Consider the following 16,025-nt stretch of genomic DNA (forward strand, 5'->3'; position numbering starts at 1 on the left):
TATCTTCTGCATTAGACTGTAGAGTTCTAACAATTTTTAAGGTCTTCTAAACGGGTGTGTCCCATTTTGCTGAGAATTAATTTAAAGTTTTTAAGCTGGTTATAAGAACAGTAAGTAAAAGTGCCGTTGGATTCGCGTGGCAGTCCTGTGTCGCCCTGAAATACAATACTATTTAGTTTTTTTCCAAACTTATGAAATTTTAAAGAACCGTAGCGATGAGCAAGTTCAACATTGGTTAATACTTCTTCATTGTTTTCTCTTTGTAGATTCTGATTTGTGTCTACAAAGCTTATAAAACTTGTATCCCAGTTACTATTACATGTAGACAAATCAACACTTGGGCAAAGTACGACACTCTTATGTCGTAGAATTGCGTCGTATTTGGCTTTTTGTATATGAATTGTGAGTAGTCGAGACGAATTTTTTAATTCTACAGAAGCCATAAATTGATGATATAAAGGAAGCGCTATAGTGGCCATGATCATAAGAATTGTGAGCGTTATAGTGAGTTCCAACAACGTGAAACCGGGAGTTTTAAACATTAAAATTCCTTAATATATAAAGAAATATTTTGATTTTATGCTTTCTATCAATGATTTATAATGATTTTTATAGTGAGGAAACACAAAATTAAATAAAGGTTATCAGGATGCTAGAATACTGGTAAAATCACCGTAAGCGAAAGAAAGAAGTTGTTCATATTTGCTAGTTGAGTGAAAAATTACCGAATTACAACGGAAATTGTAAGTAATTTTGTCAATAATTTACTTGATTAAAATTATCAAGCACTTGGAAAGTCTATCAAGTGTTTGTATGATTCAAATGTGAATAGCTTAAAAATAATACTGGGGTGAAAATATCTCAGGGGCCAATAAATTTAGGCTGAGCTTGAACAACAATTGTTATCTCTGGAGGATATCCATGAAATTGAGTCGTATTGCACTTGCTACTATGCTTGTTGCTGCTCCATTAGCTGCTGCTAATGCTGGCGTAACAGTTACTCCATTATTGCTTGGTTACACTTTCCAAGACAGCCAACACAACAATGGCGGTAAAGATGGTAACTTAACTAACGGACCTGAGTTACAAGACGATTTATTCGTTGGTGCAGCTCTTGGTATCGAGTTAACACCATGGTTAGGTTTCGAAGCTGAATATAACCAAGTTAAAGGCGACGTAGACGGCGCTGCTGCTGGTGCTGAATATAAACAAAAACAAATCAACGGTAACTTCTATGTTACTTCTGATTTAATCACTAAAAACTACGACAGCAAAATCAAGCCATACGTATTGTTAGGTGCTGGTCACTACAAGTATGACTTTGATGGCGTAAACCGTGGTACACGTGGTAACTCAGAAGAAGGTACTTTAGGTAATGCGGGTGTTGGTGCTTTCTGGCGCTTAAACGATGCTTTATCTCTTCGTACAGAAGCTCGTGCTACTTATAACGCTGATGAAGAGTTCTGGAACTATACAGCTCTTGCTGGTTTGAACGTAGTTCTTGGTGGTCACTTGAAGCCTGCTGCTCCTGTAGTAGAAGTTGCTCCAGTTGAACCAACTCCAGTTGCTCCACAACCACAAGAGTTAACTGAAGACCTTAACATGGAACTTCGTGTGTTCTTTGATACTAACAAATCAAACATCAAAGACCAATACAAGCCAGAAATCGCTAAAGTTGCTGAGAAGTTAACTGAATACCCTAACGCTACTGCACGTATCGAAGGTCACACAGATAACACTGGTCCACGTAAGTTGAACGAACGTTTATCTTTAGCTCGTGCTAACTCTGTTAAATCAGCTCTTGTAAACGAATACAACGTTGATGCATCTCGTTTGTCTACTCAAGGTTTCGCTTGGGATCAACCGATTGCTGACAACAAAACTAAAGAAGGTCGTGCTATGAACCGTCGTGTATTCGCGACAATCACTGGTAGCCGTACTGTAGTTGTTCAACCTGGTCAAGAAGCGGCAGCTCCTGCAGCAGCTCAATAATTTGAGTTCTTGAACAGTAAAAAAGCGACTCGTTAGAGTCGCTTTTTTTATGGCGATTTTTAAAATATTTAGTCATTTCTGTGTCTCCTTAATAATGACTTTCGATCTTGGTTTAAATTAGTTACCAATTACCTTTCTTCAATTGCTGTTTAGTGTCTTGTCTATCTCTGCGATGTTGAGCACGAGGTTTTTCCGTTTCGTGCATACCACCTTTGTGAAGTAAAGGGGATAGTGCTACTTGATTACGGACTTTGATCTTTGGCATTTCTTTAATTTTCATACTTTAACCTTTAATACATAAAACTTGTTTTAGAGTATGAACGACTTCAATCAGATCTGACTGATTCGCCATGACTTCATCAATGTCTTTATAGGCGCTTGGAATTTCATCGACAACGCCACTGTCTTTACGGCATTCAATACCTTGGGTTTGTTCAATAAGATCTTGCTGATTAAAAAGAACTTTTGCTTTACTTCTGCTCATCTTACGCCCAGCCCCATGAGAACAAGAACAAAATGATTCAGGATTTGCTTTGCCTTTAACGATATAAGATTGTGCGCCCATTGAACCTGGAATAATACCTAACTCATCTAAGCCTGCTCTAATTGCACCTTTTCGGGTAATCAATAGATTTTCGCCAAAATGTGTTTCACGGCTTACATAATTATGATGACAATTAATCGCTTCTTTTGTCATTTGAAAAGAAGGTAGAAGAGGTCGAATTGCTTCTAAGACTAATCGCATCATTTCTTTTCGATTTTCAAAAGCATATTCTTGTGCCCATTCCACAGCTTCTACATAATCATCAAAACTTTTTGAGCCTTCAGCAAAATAACTTAAGTCTTTATCTGGAACATGGCCAAAGCGATGTTGAGCTTCTTTTTTGGCTAACTCAATAAAATAAGTGCCAATAACATTGCCAAGCCCTCTGCTGCCAGAATGTAGCATCACCCAGACATCTTGATTCTCATCAATACATAACTCTATAAAGTGGTTACCACCACCTAAAGTCCCAAGTTGCTTTTGCCATGTTGCATCAAATTGTCGAAGCATACGAACAAGGCCAGGATGCTTTTTGATAATTGGCTCTAAGCGTTTTTCAAGTGGAATAATGCTGGATGCCTTTGCCTTAACCTGTTTATGTAAAGCAAAGCCAACTGGGACTTTGCGTTCGATTGCATCGCGTAAACGACTTAAGTTATCGGGTAATTGTGAAGCCTTTAAACTCAAGCGAATTGCATTCATACCACAACCAATATCAACTCCTACAGCAGCAGGAATAATGGCGTGTTTGGTTGGAATAACACTACCTACAGTAGCGCCTTTACCCACATGCACATCAGGCATAACTGCAATGTGAGAATAGATGAATTGCAGCTGAGCTATTTTTTTGAGTTGTTCTATACTTTCACTATCTATATCTTGAGTGAAAATTTTAACAGGGACACCATAGAGTGCCTCCTTGTTTAATATTTTTTGTATGCCCATAATTTTTCTCTTATTTTTCCGTCCGAAAGGCATAAAAAAACCTAGCGAATGCTAGGTTCTAAGTTTAAGCATTCGGACAAGTGGTGTGAATTTGTACACTTGTCCGTGAGCTGACATCGTGCCAAATTATTTAATCTTTTTTACCTTGTACTAATGGCATGATGTCCTCCTTATTTAAAAGCGCCGTTGAAAATCTGAACGGCATTTTACGCTTTTTAAATCAAAGATCAAGCTTTTGATCTTTGATTTACTTTAATGACCAGTTTTAATCTTGCTCAGGTTTGACGTTCATTTGATCGTAAGAGATCAATTTGGTTTTATTTTTCCACTTATAACCTAACCAAATGATCAAGAACAGTGGCAAGCTAATATAGGTTGAAAGTAAGCCTAACCAATCAATTTTTCCACCTAAAATGGCTTGGTAGTTTTGCCCTAAGATAATGATTGAGCAGAGAATAAATGCAAACCAGGGTGCAAATGGGAAAAATTTGGCACGATATGCTAAATCTTCTAATTTATAGCCTTGAGCAATGTATCCTTTACGGAAACGATAGTGTGAAATCGCAATTCCTAACCAAACAATGAAACCACACATACCAGACATATTGAGTAGCCAGTTAAATACTTGCTTTTCTCCAATAAAAGTCGTCAAGAAGCAAAAAGCGGCAATAAATGTGGTGGCATAGAGTGCATTCATCGGAACGCCACGACCATCGAGTTTTGCAAACCACTTTGGTGCACGGCCTTCTTGAGCCATTTTAAACAACATGCGAGTTGAAGAATACATGCCTGAATTACCTGCTGATAAAATAGCGGTAAGAATGACAGCATTCATTAACCCTGCAGCGAAAGCAAAGCCTACTCTTTCATAAAGCAATGTAAACGGAGAAAGTGCGATATCTTCAGTGGCAGCTGCTTGCAATAAATTTGGATCATCATAGGCAATCAGAGTGCCGATAATGAAAATACATAGGATATAGAATAATAAGATTCGCCAGAAAATCTGTTTGATTGCAAGTGGAATTGTCTTCTTTGGATCTTTTGATTCGCCAGCAGCAACCCCAACCATTTCAGTTCCTTGGAAAGAGAATCCGGCAATCATTGCTACACCAATCATGGCTTGTAAACCACCTACAAAAGGTGCCTCTTTGTAAGTCCAGTTCCCGAATGTTGCAACACCAGGAGTTAGCATAATCTTGATGATCATGGCTAAGCCAATAATAATGAATGCAACAATCGCAATCACTTTTACCATTGAGAACCAGAATTCGCTTTCGCCAAATCCCTTTACTGTCATTGCGTTAATCATAAAAATAACGGCAAGGAATAGGGCACTCCAATAGAACCCCGGAATATCAGGGAACCAGAACTTCATAATAAACTGGACTGCAACAAGTTCGAATGCAACTGTAATTGCCCAGTTATACCAATAGTTCCAGCCTAGAGCGAAACCAAAGCCTTCTTCGACATAACGACTGCCATAAGTAAAAAAGGCGCCAGATGTTGGTGTATGAGTTGCAAGCTCGCCTAAGCTGGTCATTAAGAAGTAAATCATAATACCAATCAGAGAGTAGGCGAGTAGCGCTCCACCGGGACCAGCATTTGCAATGGTTGATCCAGAAGCAAGGAAGAGGCCTGTACCAATGGAACCACCAATGGCGATCATATTCAGATGACGAGCCCCAAGCTTACGCTGGAGTTTTTCAGGAGCATGTGTTTCGCTCATGGAGATTCCTTACATAGTTTGTTATGCACAGGCATATAACACCTTAAAGCCTTGAAGATCAGTTTTAATCTGGCACTGACCAAAGTGCTTCTCAATTAAGATCGGATAGTTTAAAAAACGGTTTGCTACAATCCATAGCTCACCTGATGCCTTTAAATGTTTTTTAGCGTTTTGGCAGAGTCCTTCACTTGCATCATAGTTGGTATGAATACCTTGATGGAAAGGGGGATTACTGACAATGGCATCGAGTTCTGTTGGAGCGTCTGCAATACCTGTGACAGGCTGCAATCTCAACTGGTCTGACCCTATTCCATTTCGACTAAAAGTCATTTCCGTTGACCGTAAAGCGAAAGCATCAATATCTAGGGCATGAATAATATTACTTGAATTTATTTTTGCCAAATAGCAACTGATAATTCCAGCACCACACCCGAAGTCGGCAATTCTACCTGATTTCACCTGATTAAGATAAGGGAGTAAAACAGCTGTTCCGACATCTAGATGATTTTGGCTAAATACACCGGGAAGGGCACAAATCGTAAGCTCTTGTTCATTAACATGAACAGTGTAAGTTTTAAGCCAACTTTCGAGAGGTTTAATTTGTTCTGTTTTTTCAATTTTTAAGTGCCATAGCTGACAGTGACGTGCACTATCAAGTTTAAGTATTTTGCCGAAGCTTTGTAATTGTTTGGCAGCGCGTTCAACACCACCTTTTTTCTCACCTACTAAAAAAACAGACTGAGCAGTTTTAAGATTGCTCATTACGACATGCAGTATGTAATTTAACAGTTCTTTAGATTTCGGAACAAAAATGATCGCTTGATCGAATTCTTGTAATGGAAACTCAACTGAGAAATGCGCATTTGTTCCACTATTTATAAAGCTCTGGTAGTCGGCATAGTTCCATGTCCAGACTGACGCATCAATATCCGCTGGTAATTGACTGACTAAGGCATCATTCGGTGCATTAATTAACAAGATTCTACCTTTTAAATAGTCTTGTTGTCTTAATACCACTTCACTTCTAAGATCCATGTACATCTCTCATGAAGAAGAATGCCCAGTGGAAACTGGGCAGTAATCAAAATTAAAAAATAGTTATTTGTGTGTTTCAGGAAGTACAACATTTAAAATTAATGCTGCTATACCACCTGTCGCTACGCCAGAGCTAAAAATATTTTTAAATAATTCTGGTAGGTGTTCCAAAATTTGAGGAACTTGAGCAACACCTAAACCTAATGCAAGTGAAATTGCGATAATTAAAAGTGCTCGGCGATCTAAATGAATCGATGAGAGGATGTTAATCCCTGATGCCGCCACGGCACCGAACATGACCATCACTGCACCACCTAAAACCGCTTGAGGAACTGCTTGTATTACACCGGCTACTGCTGGAAATAAACCTAATAAAATAAGTAAAGCAGCAATCCAGATACCCACATAACGACTAGCTACACCAGTGAGTTGAATTACACCATTATTTTGAGCAAAAACAGAACTAGGGAAAGTGTTAAATAAGCCTGCGAGTAAAGAGTTTGCGCCATTCACTAAAACGCCACCTTTAATACGCTTCATCCATTCAGGGCCATTAACGGGTTGGTTTGAAAGTTTACTGGTCGCAGTAACATCACCAATCGCTTCTAAAGATGTGACTAAATAAATAAAAGCCATTGGAATGAATAAGCCCCAAGAAAAGCTTAAACCAAAATGCATCGGCGTTGGAATCTGTACAAGAGGCGCATCTTTAATACCTGAGAAATCTAGGTAACCCATAAATCCTGCAAGAATGTAACCAATCACTAAAGCAATTAAAATTGCTGAGCTTTTAATCCACACCACTCGGATACGGTTTAGCACAATAATAATAGCAAGTACGGTACATGACATAATAAGGTTGTCTGCACTTGCAAAAGTATGGTCTTGCATGGCTTGGTAGCCACCACCCATACTAATCAAGCCTTCCTTAATAAGCGTTAAGCCAATTAATAAAACAACAATTCCAGTCACCAAAGGAGTAATTAGTCTTTTTACCCATGGAAGAATTTGCGAAACACCCATTTCAATAAAGGAGCCAGCAATTACTACACCAAAAATTGCAGCCATAACTTGGTTTACAGGCGTTCCTGCGGCAACCATTGCACTACCAATACCAATAATTGGACCAATAAAGTTAAAGCTTGTGCCTTGTACAATCAGAAGGCCAGCACCAAATGGACCAACTTTTTTACATTGTAGGAACGTAGCAATACCTGAAATCACCAAAGACATCGATAAAATCATGTTGGTTTCAGTGCGTGATACACCTAAAGCTAAACAAATTAAAAGCCCAGGTGTAACAATTGGTACAATAATCGCAAGCAAATGCTGGAAAGCTGCTAAAAAAGCGATCAGTGGTTTTGGTCGATCATCTAAGCCATAAACAAGGTCAAGATGGTCTTGAGAGTGTTGATTGGACATGGGTGTAGGTCCGCCGCAATTTTGCAAATTGGCGCTATTCTAATCGAGATACCTATCTTTACAAAACGAAATACAGGCTATTGGAAATTTTTTTTGTCAATGTCAATAAACTGTCACTACTCAAGAGTAGTGTTTTTCTGTATAATTTGCCCTCAAATTTCAGGCGTTTCGAATTTTCATGTCAGATATCAAAAATCTCCGTAATATCGCAATTATTGCGCACGTCGACCACGGGAAAACCACACTTGTCGATAAACTACTTCAGCAATCTGGTGCTCTCGGTGAACGAGCAGGCGAGATTGAGCGTGTCATGGACTCAAATGCGCTTGAAAGTGAACGTGGTATTACCATTCTTGCAAAGAACACTTCTATTACTTGGTTAGATAAACGTACTGATACAACTTACCGTATCAACATCGTGGATACCCCGGGACACGCCGACTTCGGTGGTGAAGTAGAACGTGTTATGTCGATGGTTGACTGCGTATTACTTTTAGTTGACTCTCAAGAAGGCCCAATGCCACAAACTCGCTTTGTGACACAAAAAGCCTTTGCTCGTGGTTTAAAACCAATTGTTATTATCAACAAAGTTGACAAACCAAGTGCGCGTCCAGATTGGGTTATTGATCAAGTATTTGATTTATTTGATAACCTTGGCGCAACTGATGAGCAATTAGATTTCCCAATCGTTTATGCATCAGGTTTACGTGGTGTAGCGGGTCCTGCTCCAGAAGAACTTGCAGAAGACATGACTCCGTTGTTCGAAACGATTGTAGACATCGTTGAACCACCAGCAGTTGATGTTGATGGTCCATTCCAAATGCAGATTTCATCACTTGACTATAACAGCTTCGTAGGTGTTATCGGTGTTGGTCGTATTCAACGTGGTTCCGTAAAATTAAATACTCCTGTTACTGTAATTGACAAAGAAGGCAATACACGTAACGGTCGTATCTTAAAAATCATGGGTTACCATGGTTTAGAGCGTATTGATGTTGAATCAGCATCTGCTGGTGATATCGTATGTATTACTGGTATCGACGCACTTAACATTTCTGACACGATTTGTGATCCGAAAAATGTTGAAGCATTACCAGCTTTATCTGTAGATGAACCTACAGTATCTATGACTTTCCAAGTAAACAACTCTCCGTTTGCTGGTAAAGAAGGTAAGTTCGTAACTTCACGTAATATCCGTGAACGTCTTGATCGCGAATTAATTCATAACGTAGCTTTACGTGTTGAAGACACTGACAGTCCAGACCGTTTCAAAGTATCTGGTCGTGGTGAACTTCATCTTTCAGTTTTAATTGAAAACATGCGTCGTGAAGGTTTCGAAATGGGCGTATCTCGTCCACAAGTAATCATCAAAGAAATTGATGGTGAAAGACAAGAGCCTTACGAAAACGTAACTTTTGACGTTGAAGAACAGCATCAAGGTGCTGTAATGGAACAAATGGGTCACCGTAAAGGCGAGATGACCAATATGGAAGTTGACGGTAAAGGCCGTATCCGTATTGAAGCAACTGTACCTTCACGTGGTTTGATTGGTTTCCGTTCTGAATTCTTGACCATGACTTCTGGTACAGGGATCATGACTTCAAGCTTCTCACATTATGGTCCTGTTAAACAAGGTACTGTTGCGAAACGTCAAAACGGTGTATTGATCTCTATGGTTCAAGGTACTTGCTTGGGCTATGCATTGTTCAGTTTACAAGACCGTGGTCGTTTATTCGCTAAACCACAGTTAGAAGTTTACGAAGGTATGATCGTGGGTATTAACTCTCGTTCAGACGATATGGTTGTAAACCCGACTAAAGCGAAACAATTAACTAACGTTCGTGCATCTGGTACAGATGATGCTTTAACTTTAGTACCTGCAATTGAATATACGCTTGAACAAGCGCTTGAATTCATTGAAGACGACGAATTAGTTGAAGTAACACCTAAATCAATCCGTATCCGTAAGCGTTATTTAACTGAAAATGAACGTAAACGTAACCGTGATAAATAATTTTTCTTAATTGAAAAAGAAGAAACCGCTAAATTAATTTAGCGGTTTTTTTAATCGTTATATTTGAAATTAAAGTAAGCTTAAAATCATATTTTTCTTGTAAACGAATATGTTGTTAAAGTGTGAAATAGCTTTCTTTTTTTGATAAAAATATTAAATTATCAATATCATGGCGAGAACTATCTAATTCGATAAGATGCCAATGAAAAAGAAAAATATGACGTGTTTCTGCCCCCGACATCTGGAGATGTTTAGATGAGTATTATTCAAGAATTTAAAGAATTTGCCGTTAAAGGCAATATGATGGATTTAGCCATTGGTGTGATTATTGGTGGTGCTTTTGGCAAAATCGTGGACTCTTTAGTAAAAGATATTATCATGCCACTTATCACTGTAATTACTGGCGGTGGTGTTGATTTTTCACAAAAATTCATTGTATTAGGTGCAAACCCTAATAACTTGCAATCTTTGGATGCTTTGCAAAAAGCAGGTATTAATGTTTTAACTTATGGTAATTTCCTCACCATTTTAATTAACTTTATTATTCTGGCGTGGGTTGTGTTCTTAATGGTGAAATTATTAAATAAACTTCGCCGTAATAAAGAAGAGCCAGAGGCTCCAGCTGCAACTCCAGAAGACATTCAATTGTTGCGTGAAATTCGTGATGAGTTAAAAAAGCAAGCTTAATAAGATTTGAAATAAAAAACGGTGCCTTGAGTACCGTTTTTTATTACTTAGTATTTTATGTTGTACTAAAACTATTGGTAACATTGCCAGTAGAGAGAATTTCAACTCAGCATATTGTAAAAGGTATATAAATTAATGAATCAGCTTTTTGTGTATGGCACTTTATGTCCGAATAAAGCAAATGCTCATATTCTTGAACAAATTGGCGGTAGTTGGACCAAAGCCAGTGTAAGAGGTGTGATTCATATTTTAGATTGGGGGCCAGACAAAGGGTTAAAAGCGCTTGAGTTAGATTCGGAAGCAGATTGGGTAGAGGGCTATTTGTTTAGCACAGAAAAACTTGCTGAAAACTGGCAGATGCTTGATGACTTTGAAGGTTTTCAATACCAGCGTGTTATCGCAAATATAAAATTAGAATCAGGCGATTATGTTAAAGCCTGGACATATCAGCTGAATGCACAGGCTTCTGAAAAACGATAGTTAAAATTATGGAATCAACGTAAGCTGCCCATTCTAAATTTAACTTCTAAAAGATGATAGCCAAACTGGCTTTTAATAGGGCCTTGCAACACGCGTTCAGCAGCCGTAAAAACAACTTTGTCAATGACGGGTACTAATTGACCTTTTTTGACTTCACCAAGTTCACCGCCACGTTTTGCTGAATTACAGGTAGAGTATTGCTTGGCAAGTTTGGCAAAGTCAGCGCCACTTTGTAGCTTCTTTTTTAGCTGCTCAGCTAAGTCTTTATCTTTGACTAAAATATGTCGGACAATTGCTGTTTGCATGTTGTCTTCCTCCAAAAAATTAAGGCTTTCTCAGCTTTTTAAGCGGTTGGCACTGTGGGCAAAATACGCTGGCACGCTGACCAAGTTTTAAGTTTTCTAATGTGGTTTCACAGTTAACACACATTTCTCCAGCACGGCCATAAGCGAGTAATGTTTGTTGGAAATAACCATTTTCACCCATGGCATTGCTGTAGTCTCGTAATGTCGAGCCACCTAAATCAATTGCCGACTTTAAAATGCGCTTAATCTCGACAACAACTTTCTCAATTTGTTGCATGCTTAAGTCACCAGCGGGCTGTGCTGGGTGAATACCAACATTAAATAAGCTTTCAGTTGCATAGATATTGCCTACACCAACAACTACATGATTATCCATGAGTGCAATTTTTATGCCGACAGACTTATTCTTGAGTTTTGAAGCTAAATATTCCGCATGAAAGTCGGGACTTAAAGGTTCAGGCCCTAAAGTATCTATGAGTTTGCCTTGAGTCTCGTGGTTAAGCCAAAGAATACAACCAAAACGGCGAGGGTCATGGTAACGTAATTGCTGATCTTCAAATTGAATAATCAGATGATCATGCTTTCTCAGTTCATCATTTGGCTCGGTCAGACGAAAACTTCCTGACATACCTAAATGCCAAAGCATTTGATCTTGTTCAAACTCTGCCAAAATATATTTTGAACGTCGATTTAACCCGATGAGACGTTGTCCGACAAGTTTCTGAACATCAGCTGGTATAGGCCAGCGTAAGCTAGGATTACGTACTTCAACACTAAGAACTTTTTGATTCAATAAGGGAAATAAACTGGTTTTGGTGGTTTCGACTTCGGGTAACTCAGGCATGCCAACTCGCAGAATTAACAGATATACTGGATTAATCAAGTATAACGTGTGGTATGTAATATTTCAGAGATTACTATGTCAGATATTTTACCATTAAGCTGGTTTCAACGTGAAACCTCAGAAGTGGCTTATGATTTAATCGGTTGCGCATTGTGTAAACGACAACCTGACGGCCAAGTGATCCGCTGTACAATTAGTGAAACTGAAGCTTATTTGGGTGTTCGTGATAAAGCCTGCCATAGTTACAATGATAAACGTACAGCTCGAACAGAGGTAATGTATGGCCATGGTGGTACGATTTACGTCTACTTAATTTATGGCATGTATGAAATGCTTAATATTATTACTCAAACAGAGGGTGTACCTGAAGGAGTGATGATTCGTTCTGCGTTTTTAAATAATGCTTCAACCAAAAAAGACTATAAGCTTTTAGCTGGGCCCGGCAAATTGACACACTATTTAGGTATTGATCGATCTTTAAAAGGACAAACCTTGGGAGAAGAATCTGGACTATGGGTTGAAGCGGCATCAACGCAACCAGAAGTAGTGCTAACGCCACGTATTGGAATTGATTATGCCGAAGAAGCAAAACATTGGCCTGAACGATATTGCTGGAAAGATCATCCATCTTTGAGTCGATAATTTTAATCTGGAAATCAGTTTTTAGATATCGATGAAGAATGTTCCAGATTTACAACAATGCAGATCGAATTCAATATCCAGACAAGACACTGCTTTTTGTTATCATAACTACAATATAAATAAAGGAAATAAGCATGTCCTTATTACGCTTAGACCGACTTCATTACTGTATTTTGATGGGTATGGGCTGTATTTCTAGCCCACTTGTTTGGGCAGAAGATTTAACACAAGACGTAACTGTATTGCCAACATTACATGTGGAAGCAACCCGTACCGATACAACCTATTTGCAGACACCGGCTTCGGTTTTTCGAATAGATGCACCTCAAGTTGATACTTCTTCACAAGTAAATTTAACTGAAGTTGTGAAGGGTGTACCGAGTTTACAGATTCGTAATCGTGAAAATTATGCACAAGATTTACAGCTCTCTATGCGTGGTTTTGGTGCACGTTCTACTTTTGGTGTCCGTGGTATTCGCCTTTATGTAGACGGTATTCCTGCAACAATGCCGGATGGACAAGGCCAAACCTCTAATATTGATTTAAGTAGTCTGGACCATGTTGAAGTTCTAACAGGACCTTTTTCTTCACTTTATGGAAACTCATCTGGCGGAACGATTTTAACGTCTACTAAAGAAGGGCAAGGGAAAGATTCAATTGAGCTGAGCTATTCGGGAGGTAGTCACGATAAAAGCCGAGCAGGACTCGTGTTACAAGGTGGAGCAAAGGGGGAGAATGAACCAAGCTATGTTATTAGTTCATCGTATTTCGATACTGATGGTTATCGAGAACATAGCGGTGCAGAAAAAGTACTAAATAATGCAAAGCTCAGTTGGAATCTTGATGATGGTAGCAAAATCAACTGGGTAACCAACTATGTAAAAATTCATGCAGACGATCCGCAGGGTTTAACCCGTGACCAGTGGAATGCAAATCCAAAGCAACAAGTTCCGTTTTTAAAGCAATTTAATGTTCGTAAAGATATTGAACAAACGCAAACGGGTGTGACGTGGTCTAAACCGATTAATGATAAAAATGAACTCTATGCCATGGCATATTTAGGTAATCGCCAAGTTACTCAATATCAATCTATTCCTAAGTCGACACAAGATGCCAGCATCAATCATGCAGGTGGGGTGATCGATTTTGAGCGTGATTATTATGGCGCTGACTTCCGTTGGACGGGCAAAGAATTACTTCCAAATACTACTCTAAGTGTTGGTGTTGCACTCGATGCAATGGATGAAGATCGTAAAGGTTTTGAAAACTTTAATTTAGTAAACGGACAACCTTCTTATGGCGTCAAAGGTAATTTACGCCGTGATGAAGATAATACTTTGTGGAATATCGATCCATATTTACAAGCTTCATGGCAGTTCCTACCCACATGGCGTTTAGACACGGGAGTACGCTATAGCAACGTCCATTACAAATCTAAAGATAACTATTTAAGTAATGGCAACGATAGTGGTAAGACTGATTATGATAAAGTTTTGCCTTCTGCTGCTTTAAGCTGGCAAATTTTACCTGAACTCATGGCTTATGTGAGTTATGCCAAAGGATTTGAAACCCCAACTTTTACTGAAATGGCATATCGCCCAGATGGAGAAAGTGGTTTTAATTTTGATTTAACAGCATCAACAAGCGATACCTATGAAACAGGCTTAAAATCACAAAATCATTTAGGTGATTTCACTTTGGCGGTTTTCCAAACTAAAACCAAAGATGACATCGTTTCTGCCGGCAACTCAAATGGCCGATCAACGTTTCGTAATGCAGATAAAACCTTACGTGAAGGGGTAGAGTTTGCATGGAGTAAAAAGTTGTGGCGAGATTTAACTGCGACTGCTAGCTATACATATTTAGATGCAACTTTTGATGCTGATATTCCAGCTTTAGGAAGTATTGCTCAAATTCCAGCGGGCAATGCTATCCCTGGAATTGCTAAAAACCAAGCTTATGCCTCTTTAGCTTGGCAGCCATCACACGGGCTATATGGCGGTGTAGATGTACAGTATATGGATAAAGTATACGTGAATGATACCAACAGTGACGCAGCGCCAAGCTACAGTGTAACCTCAGCTAATGTGGGTTATGCATGGGTAATGGGCGACTGGAAAGTAAATAGCTTTGCCCGTGTAGATAACCTATTTGATAAAAACTATGCAGGTTCAGTGATCGTAAATGATGGTAATGGACGTTACTTTGAACCAGCAGATGGACGTAACTGGAGTGCAGGTTTACGTGTAATTAAGCAATTCTAGGAATTAAAAATGGCAAAATTATTTGAAACGGTTAACTTTGGTTCACTACAACTGGTCAATAGAATTGTAATTGCTCCGATGTGCCAATATTCGGCAACAGATGATGGTGAAATTACCTATTGGCATGAACAGCAATGGGCGAATTATGCATTATCTGGCGCTGGGCTTTGTATTGTAGAAGCGACTGCTGTACAACCTGAAGGTCGGATTAGCTATGCTGACCTTGGGCTTTGGAATGATCAACAACGTGACAAAATTAAAACGTTGTTAGCTAAGGTTCATACACTTTCACCGATGCCATTTGGAATTCAGTTAGCACATGCAGGGCGTAAAGCATCTACTGAAAAGCCGTGGTTAGGTAAAGGTCAGATTGCAAAAGATCAGCCTCATGGTTGGCAAACGGTTGCACCAAGTGAAAGTACCTTTTCGGTCCATGATGCAGCGCCTCATGCTTTGACGATTGCTGAGATTAAACAAGTTCAACAAGACTTTACAGCAGCGGCAAAACGTGCTGTAGAAGCTGGATTTGAGTTGATTGAAGTTCATGCCGCGCATGGTTATTTACTACATCAATTCTTATCGCCAATTGCCAATCAGCGTACTGATGAATATGGTGGTTCTTTAGAAAACCGTATGCGTATGACCCTTGAAGTTCTTCAGGCAATTAAACTCGCTGTACCAGAAGGTTATCCTGTTGGTGTTAGGCTGTCTGCGACCGATTGGTTGGAGAGTATCGAGCATTGGGATGTTGAATCTACAGTGGGCTTATCAAAAGCTTTAGAGCAATTGGGCGCAGCCTATGTGCATGTGTCTAGTGGTGGTTTGCATGAGCATCAATCTATTACGATTGGGGCTGGTTACCAAGTTCCATTTGCTGAACAAGTCAAAAAGCATGTGTCTATTCCCGTTATTGCTGTAGGGTTAATTACTGAGCCAGAACATGCTGAACAAATTTTGGAAAACCAGCAAGCTGATGCTATTGGTCTTGCTCGTGCAATGCTATATGACCCAAGATGGCCTTGGCATGCAGCAGCAGCTTTAGGTGCAGAAGTTAAAATTGCACCTCAGTATTTGCGTTGCCAACCTCATGGATTAAAACAGCTTTTTAACTCTTTTTAATTGTAT

General features: G+C 39.2%; 15 protein-coding genes. 7 read left to right on the plus strand and 8 right to left on the minus strand.

Annotation, left to right across the window (positions count from 1 at the left end):
- Positions 1-26: 26 nt before the first annotated feature.
- Positions 27-542: a GspH/FimT family pseudopilin gene (locus tag ACYU0V_RS03165; RefSeq protein WP_461849001.1), complete on the minus strand. Its 516-nt coding sequence runs from the start codon at positions 540-542 to the stop codon at positions 27-29.
- A 379-nt stretch (positions 543-921) separates the two neighbouring features.
- Between ACYU0V_RS03165 and omp38 the strand changes: the two genes are divergently transcribed.
- The gene (gene omp38, locus ACYU0V_RS03170) at positions 922-1,992 is read left to right on the plus strand and encodes an outer membrane protein Omp38 (protein WP_031949255.1); all 1,071 of its coding nucleotides are present in this window, start codon (positions 922-924) and stop codon (positions 1,990-1,992) included.
- 121 nt (positions 1,993-2,113) lie between these two features.
- Here the strand turns inward: omp38 and ACYU0V_RS03175 are convergent, their stop codons facing one another.
- The 5 genes from ACYU0V_RS03175 to ACYU0V_RS03195 form a co-directional block, all read right to left on the minus strand.
- The gene (locus ACYU0V_RS03175) at positions 2,114-2,257 is read right to left on the minus strand and encodes a hypothetical protein (RefSeq protein WP_171254252.1); all 144 of its coding nucleotides are present in this window, start codon (positions 2,255-2,257) and stop codon (positions 2,114-2,116) included.
- 18 nt (positions 2,258-2,275) lie between these two features.
- Complete coding sequence (locus ACYU0V_RS03180) at positions 2,276-3,481, minus strand: RtcB family protein (protein WP_461849003.1); 1,206 nt, start codon at positions 3,479-3,481, stop codon at positions 2,276-2,278.
- A gap of 265 nt (positions 3,482-3,746) precedes the next feature.
- Positions 3,747-5,207, minus strand: coding sequence for an amino acid permease (locus tag ACYU0V_RS03185; protein ID WP_086265197.1), 1,461 nt, complete (start codon positions 5,205-5,207; stop codon positions 3,747-3,749).
- 21 nt (positions 5,208-5,228) lie between these two features.
- Positions 5,229-6,242 (minus strand): methyltransferase, encoded by a 1,014-nt coding sequence (locus tag ACYU0V_RS03190; protein ID WP_461849006.1) that lies wholly within the window; start codon positions 6,240-6,242, stop codon positions 5,229-5,231.
- A 63-nt stretch (positions 6,243-6,305) separates the two neighbouring features.
- Positions 6,306-7,664: a uracil-xanthine permease family protein gene (locus ACYU0V_RS03195; protein ID WP_002116159.1), complete on the minus strand. Its 1,359-nt coding sequence runs from the start codon at positions 7,662-7,664 to the stop codon at positions 6,306-6,308.
- A gap of 178 nt (positions 7,665-7,842) precedes the next feature.
- On the opposite strand from ACYU0V_RS03195, the gene typA reads away from it, so the two are divergent.
- The 3 genes from typA (at position 7,843) to ACYU0V_RS03210 (ending at position 10,845) form a co-directional block, all read left to right on the plus strand.
- Positions 7,843-9,678, plus strand: a complete 1,836-nt coding sequence (gene typA, locus ACYU0V_RS03200; protein WP_002116501.1) for a translational GTPase TypA — start codon at positions 7,843-7,845, stop codon at positions 9,676-9,678.
- A gap of 255 nt (positions 9,679-9,933) precedes the next feature.
- Positions 9,934-10,365: a large conductance mechanosensitive channel protein MscL gene (gene mscL, locus ACYU0V_RS03205; protein WP_002116334.1), complete on the plus strand. Its 432-nt coding sequence runs from the start codon at positions 9,934-9,936 to the stop codon at positions 10,363-10,365.
- Between the two features lie 135 nt (positions 10,366-10,500).
- Positions 10,501-10,845: a gamma-glutamylcyclotransferase family protein gene (locus tag ACYU0V_RS03210; protein ID WP_119684672.1), complete on the plus strand. Its 345-nt coding sequence runs from the start codon at positions 10,501-10,503 to the stop codon at positions 10,843-10,845.
- 14 nt (positions 10,846-10,859) lie between these two features.
- On the opposite strand, the gene ACYU0V_RS03215 is transcribed toward ACYU0V_RS03210, so the two are convergent.
- Complete coding sequence (locus tag ACYU0V_RS03215; RefSeq protein WP_002051379.1) at positions 10,860-11,150, minus strand: peptidylprolyl isomerase; 291 nt, start codon at positions 11,148-11,150, stop codon at positions 10,860-10,862.
- Between the two features lie 19 nt (positions 11,151-11,169).
- A complete protein-coding gene (gene mutM / locus ACYU0V_RS03220) occupies positions 11,170-11,994 on the minus strand; it encodes a bifunctional DNA-formamidopyrimidine glycosylase/DNA-(apurinic or apyrimidinic site) lyase (protein ID WP_461849009.1) in 825 nt (274 codons plus the stop codon).
- A gap of 75 nt (positions 11,995-12,069) precedes the next feature.
- Here mutM and ACYU0V_RS03225 point away from each other — a divergent pair, with 75 nt between their 5' ends.
- From ACYU0V_RS03225 to ACYU0V_RS03235, 3 genes are all read left to right on the plus strand, one after another.
- The gene (locus ACYU0V_RS03225) at positions 12,070-12,636 is read left to right on the plus strand and encodes a DNA-3-methyladenine glycosylase (protein ID WP_461849011.1); all 567 of its coding nucleotides are present in this window, start codon (positions 12,070-12,072) and stop codon (positions 12,634-12,636) included.
- Between the two features lie 134 nt (positions 12,637-12,770).
- A complete protein-coding gene (locus ACYU0V_RS03230) occupies positions 12,771-14,900 on the plus strand; it encodes a TonB-dependent receptor family protein (RefSeq protein WP_461849013.1) in 2,130 nt (709 codons plus the stop codon).
- 9 nt (positions 14,901-14,909) lie between these two features.
- Positions 14,910-16,019 carry an NADH:flavin oxidoreductase/NADH oxidase gene (locus ACYU0V_RS03235; RefSeq protein ID WP_461849015.1) on the plus strand — a complete coding sequence of 370 codons (1,110 nt, stop codon included), beginning with the start codon at positions 14,910-14,912 and terminating at the stop codon, positions 16,017-16,019.
- Positions 16,020-16,025: the final 6 nt, after the last annotated feature.

Source organism: Acinetobacter sp. X9, from assembly GCF_054889255.1.

Bases quoted from the DNA above. Each gene is read 5' to 3' on its own strand.
- ACYU0V_RS03175 (WP_171254252.1), bottom strand. From the start codon at position 2,257: ATGCCAAAGATCAAAGTCCGTAATCAAGTAGCACTATCCCCTTTACTT.
- mscL (WP_002116334.1), top strand. From the start codon at position 9,934: ATGAGTATTATTCAAGAATTTAAAGAATTTGCCGTTAAAGGCAATATG.
- ACYU0V_RS03230 (WP_461849013.1), top strand. From the start codon at position 12,771: ATGTCCTTATTACGCTTAGACCGACTTCATTACTGTATTTTGATGGGT.
- typA (WP_002116501.1), top strand. From the start codon at position 7,843: ATGTCAGATATCAAAAATCTCCGTAATATCGCAATTATTGCGCACGTC.
- ACYU0V_RS03190 (WP_461849006.1), bottom strand. From the start codon at position 6,242: ATGGATCTTAGAAGTGAAGTGGTATTAAGACAACAAGACTATTTAAAA.
- ACYU0V_RS03235 (WP_461849015.1), top strand. From the start codon at position 14,910: ATGGCAAAATTATTTGAAACGGTTAACTTTGGTTCACTACAACTGGTC.
- omp38 (WP_031949255.1), top strand. From the start codon at position 922: ATGAAATTGAGTCGTATTGCACTTGCTACTATGCTTGTTGCTGCTCCA.
- ACYU0V_RS03225 (WP_461849011.1), top strand. From the start codon at position 12,070: ATGTCAGATATTTTACCATTAAGCTGGTTTCAACGTGAAACCTCAGAA.
- ACYU0V_RS03210 (WP_119684672.1), top strand. From the start codon at position 10,501: ATGAATCAGCTTTTTGTGTATGGCACTTTATGTCCGAATAAAGCAAAT.
- ACYU0V_RS03185 (WP_086265197.1), bottom strand. From the start codon at position 5,207: ATGAGCGAAACACATGCTCCTGAAAAACTCCAGCGTAAGCTTGGGGCT.
- ACYU0V_RS03195 (WP_002116159.1), bottom strand. From the start codon at position 7,664: ATGTCCAATCAACACTCTCAAGACCATCTTGACCTTGTTTATGGCTTA.
- ACYU0V_RS03215 (WP_002051379.1), bottom strand. From the start codon at position 11,150: ATGCAAACAGCAATTGTCCGACATATTTTAGTCAAAGATAAAGACTTA.
- ACYU0V_RS03180 (WP_461849003.1), bottom strand. From the start codon at position 3,481: ATGGGCATACAAAAAATATTAAACAAGGAGGCACTCTATGGTGTCCCT.
- ACYU0V_RS03165 (WP_461849001.1), bottom strand. From the start codon at position 542: ATGTTTAAAACTCCCGGTTTCACGTTGTTGGAACTCACTATAACGCTC.
- mutM (WP_461849009.1), bottom strand. From the start codon at position 11,994: ATGCCTGAGTTACCCGAAGTCGAAACCACCAAAACCAGTTTATTTCCC.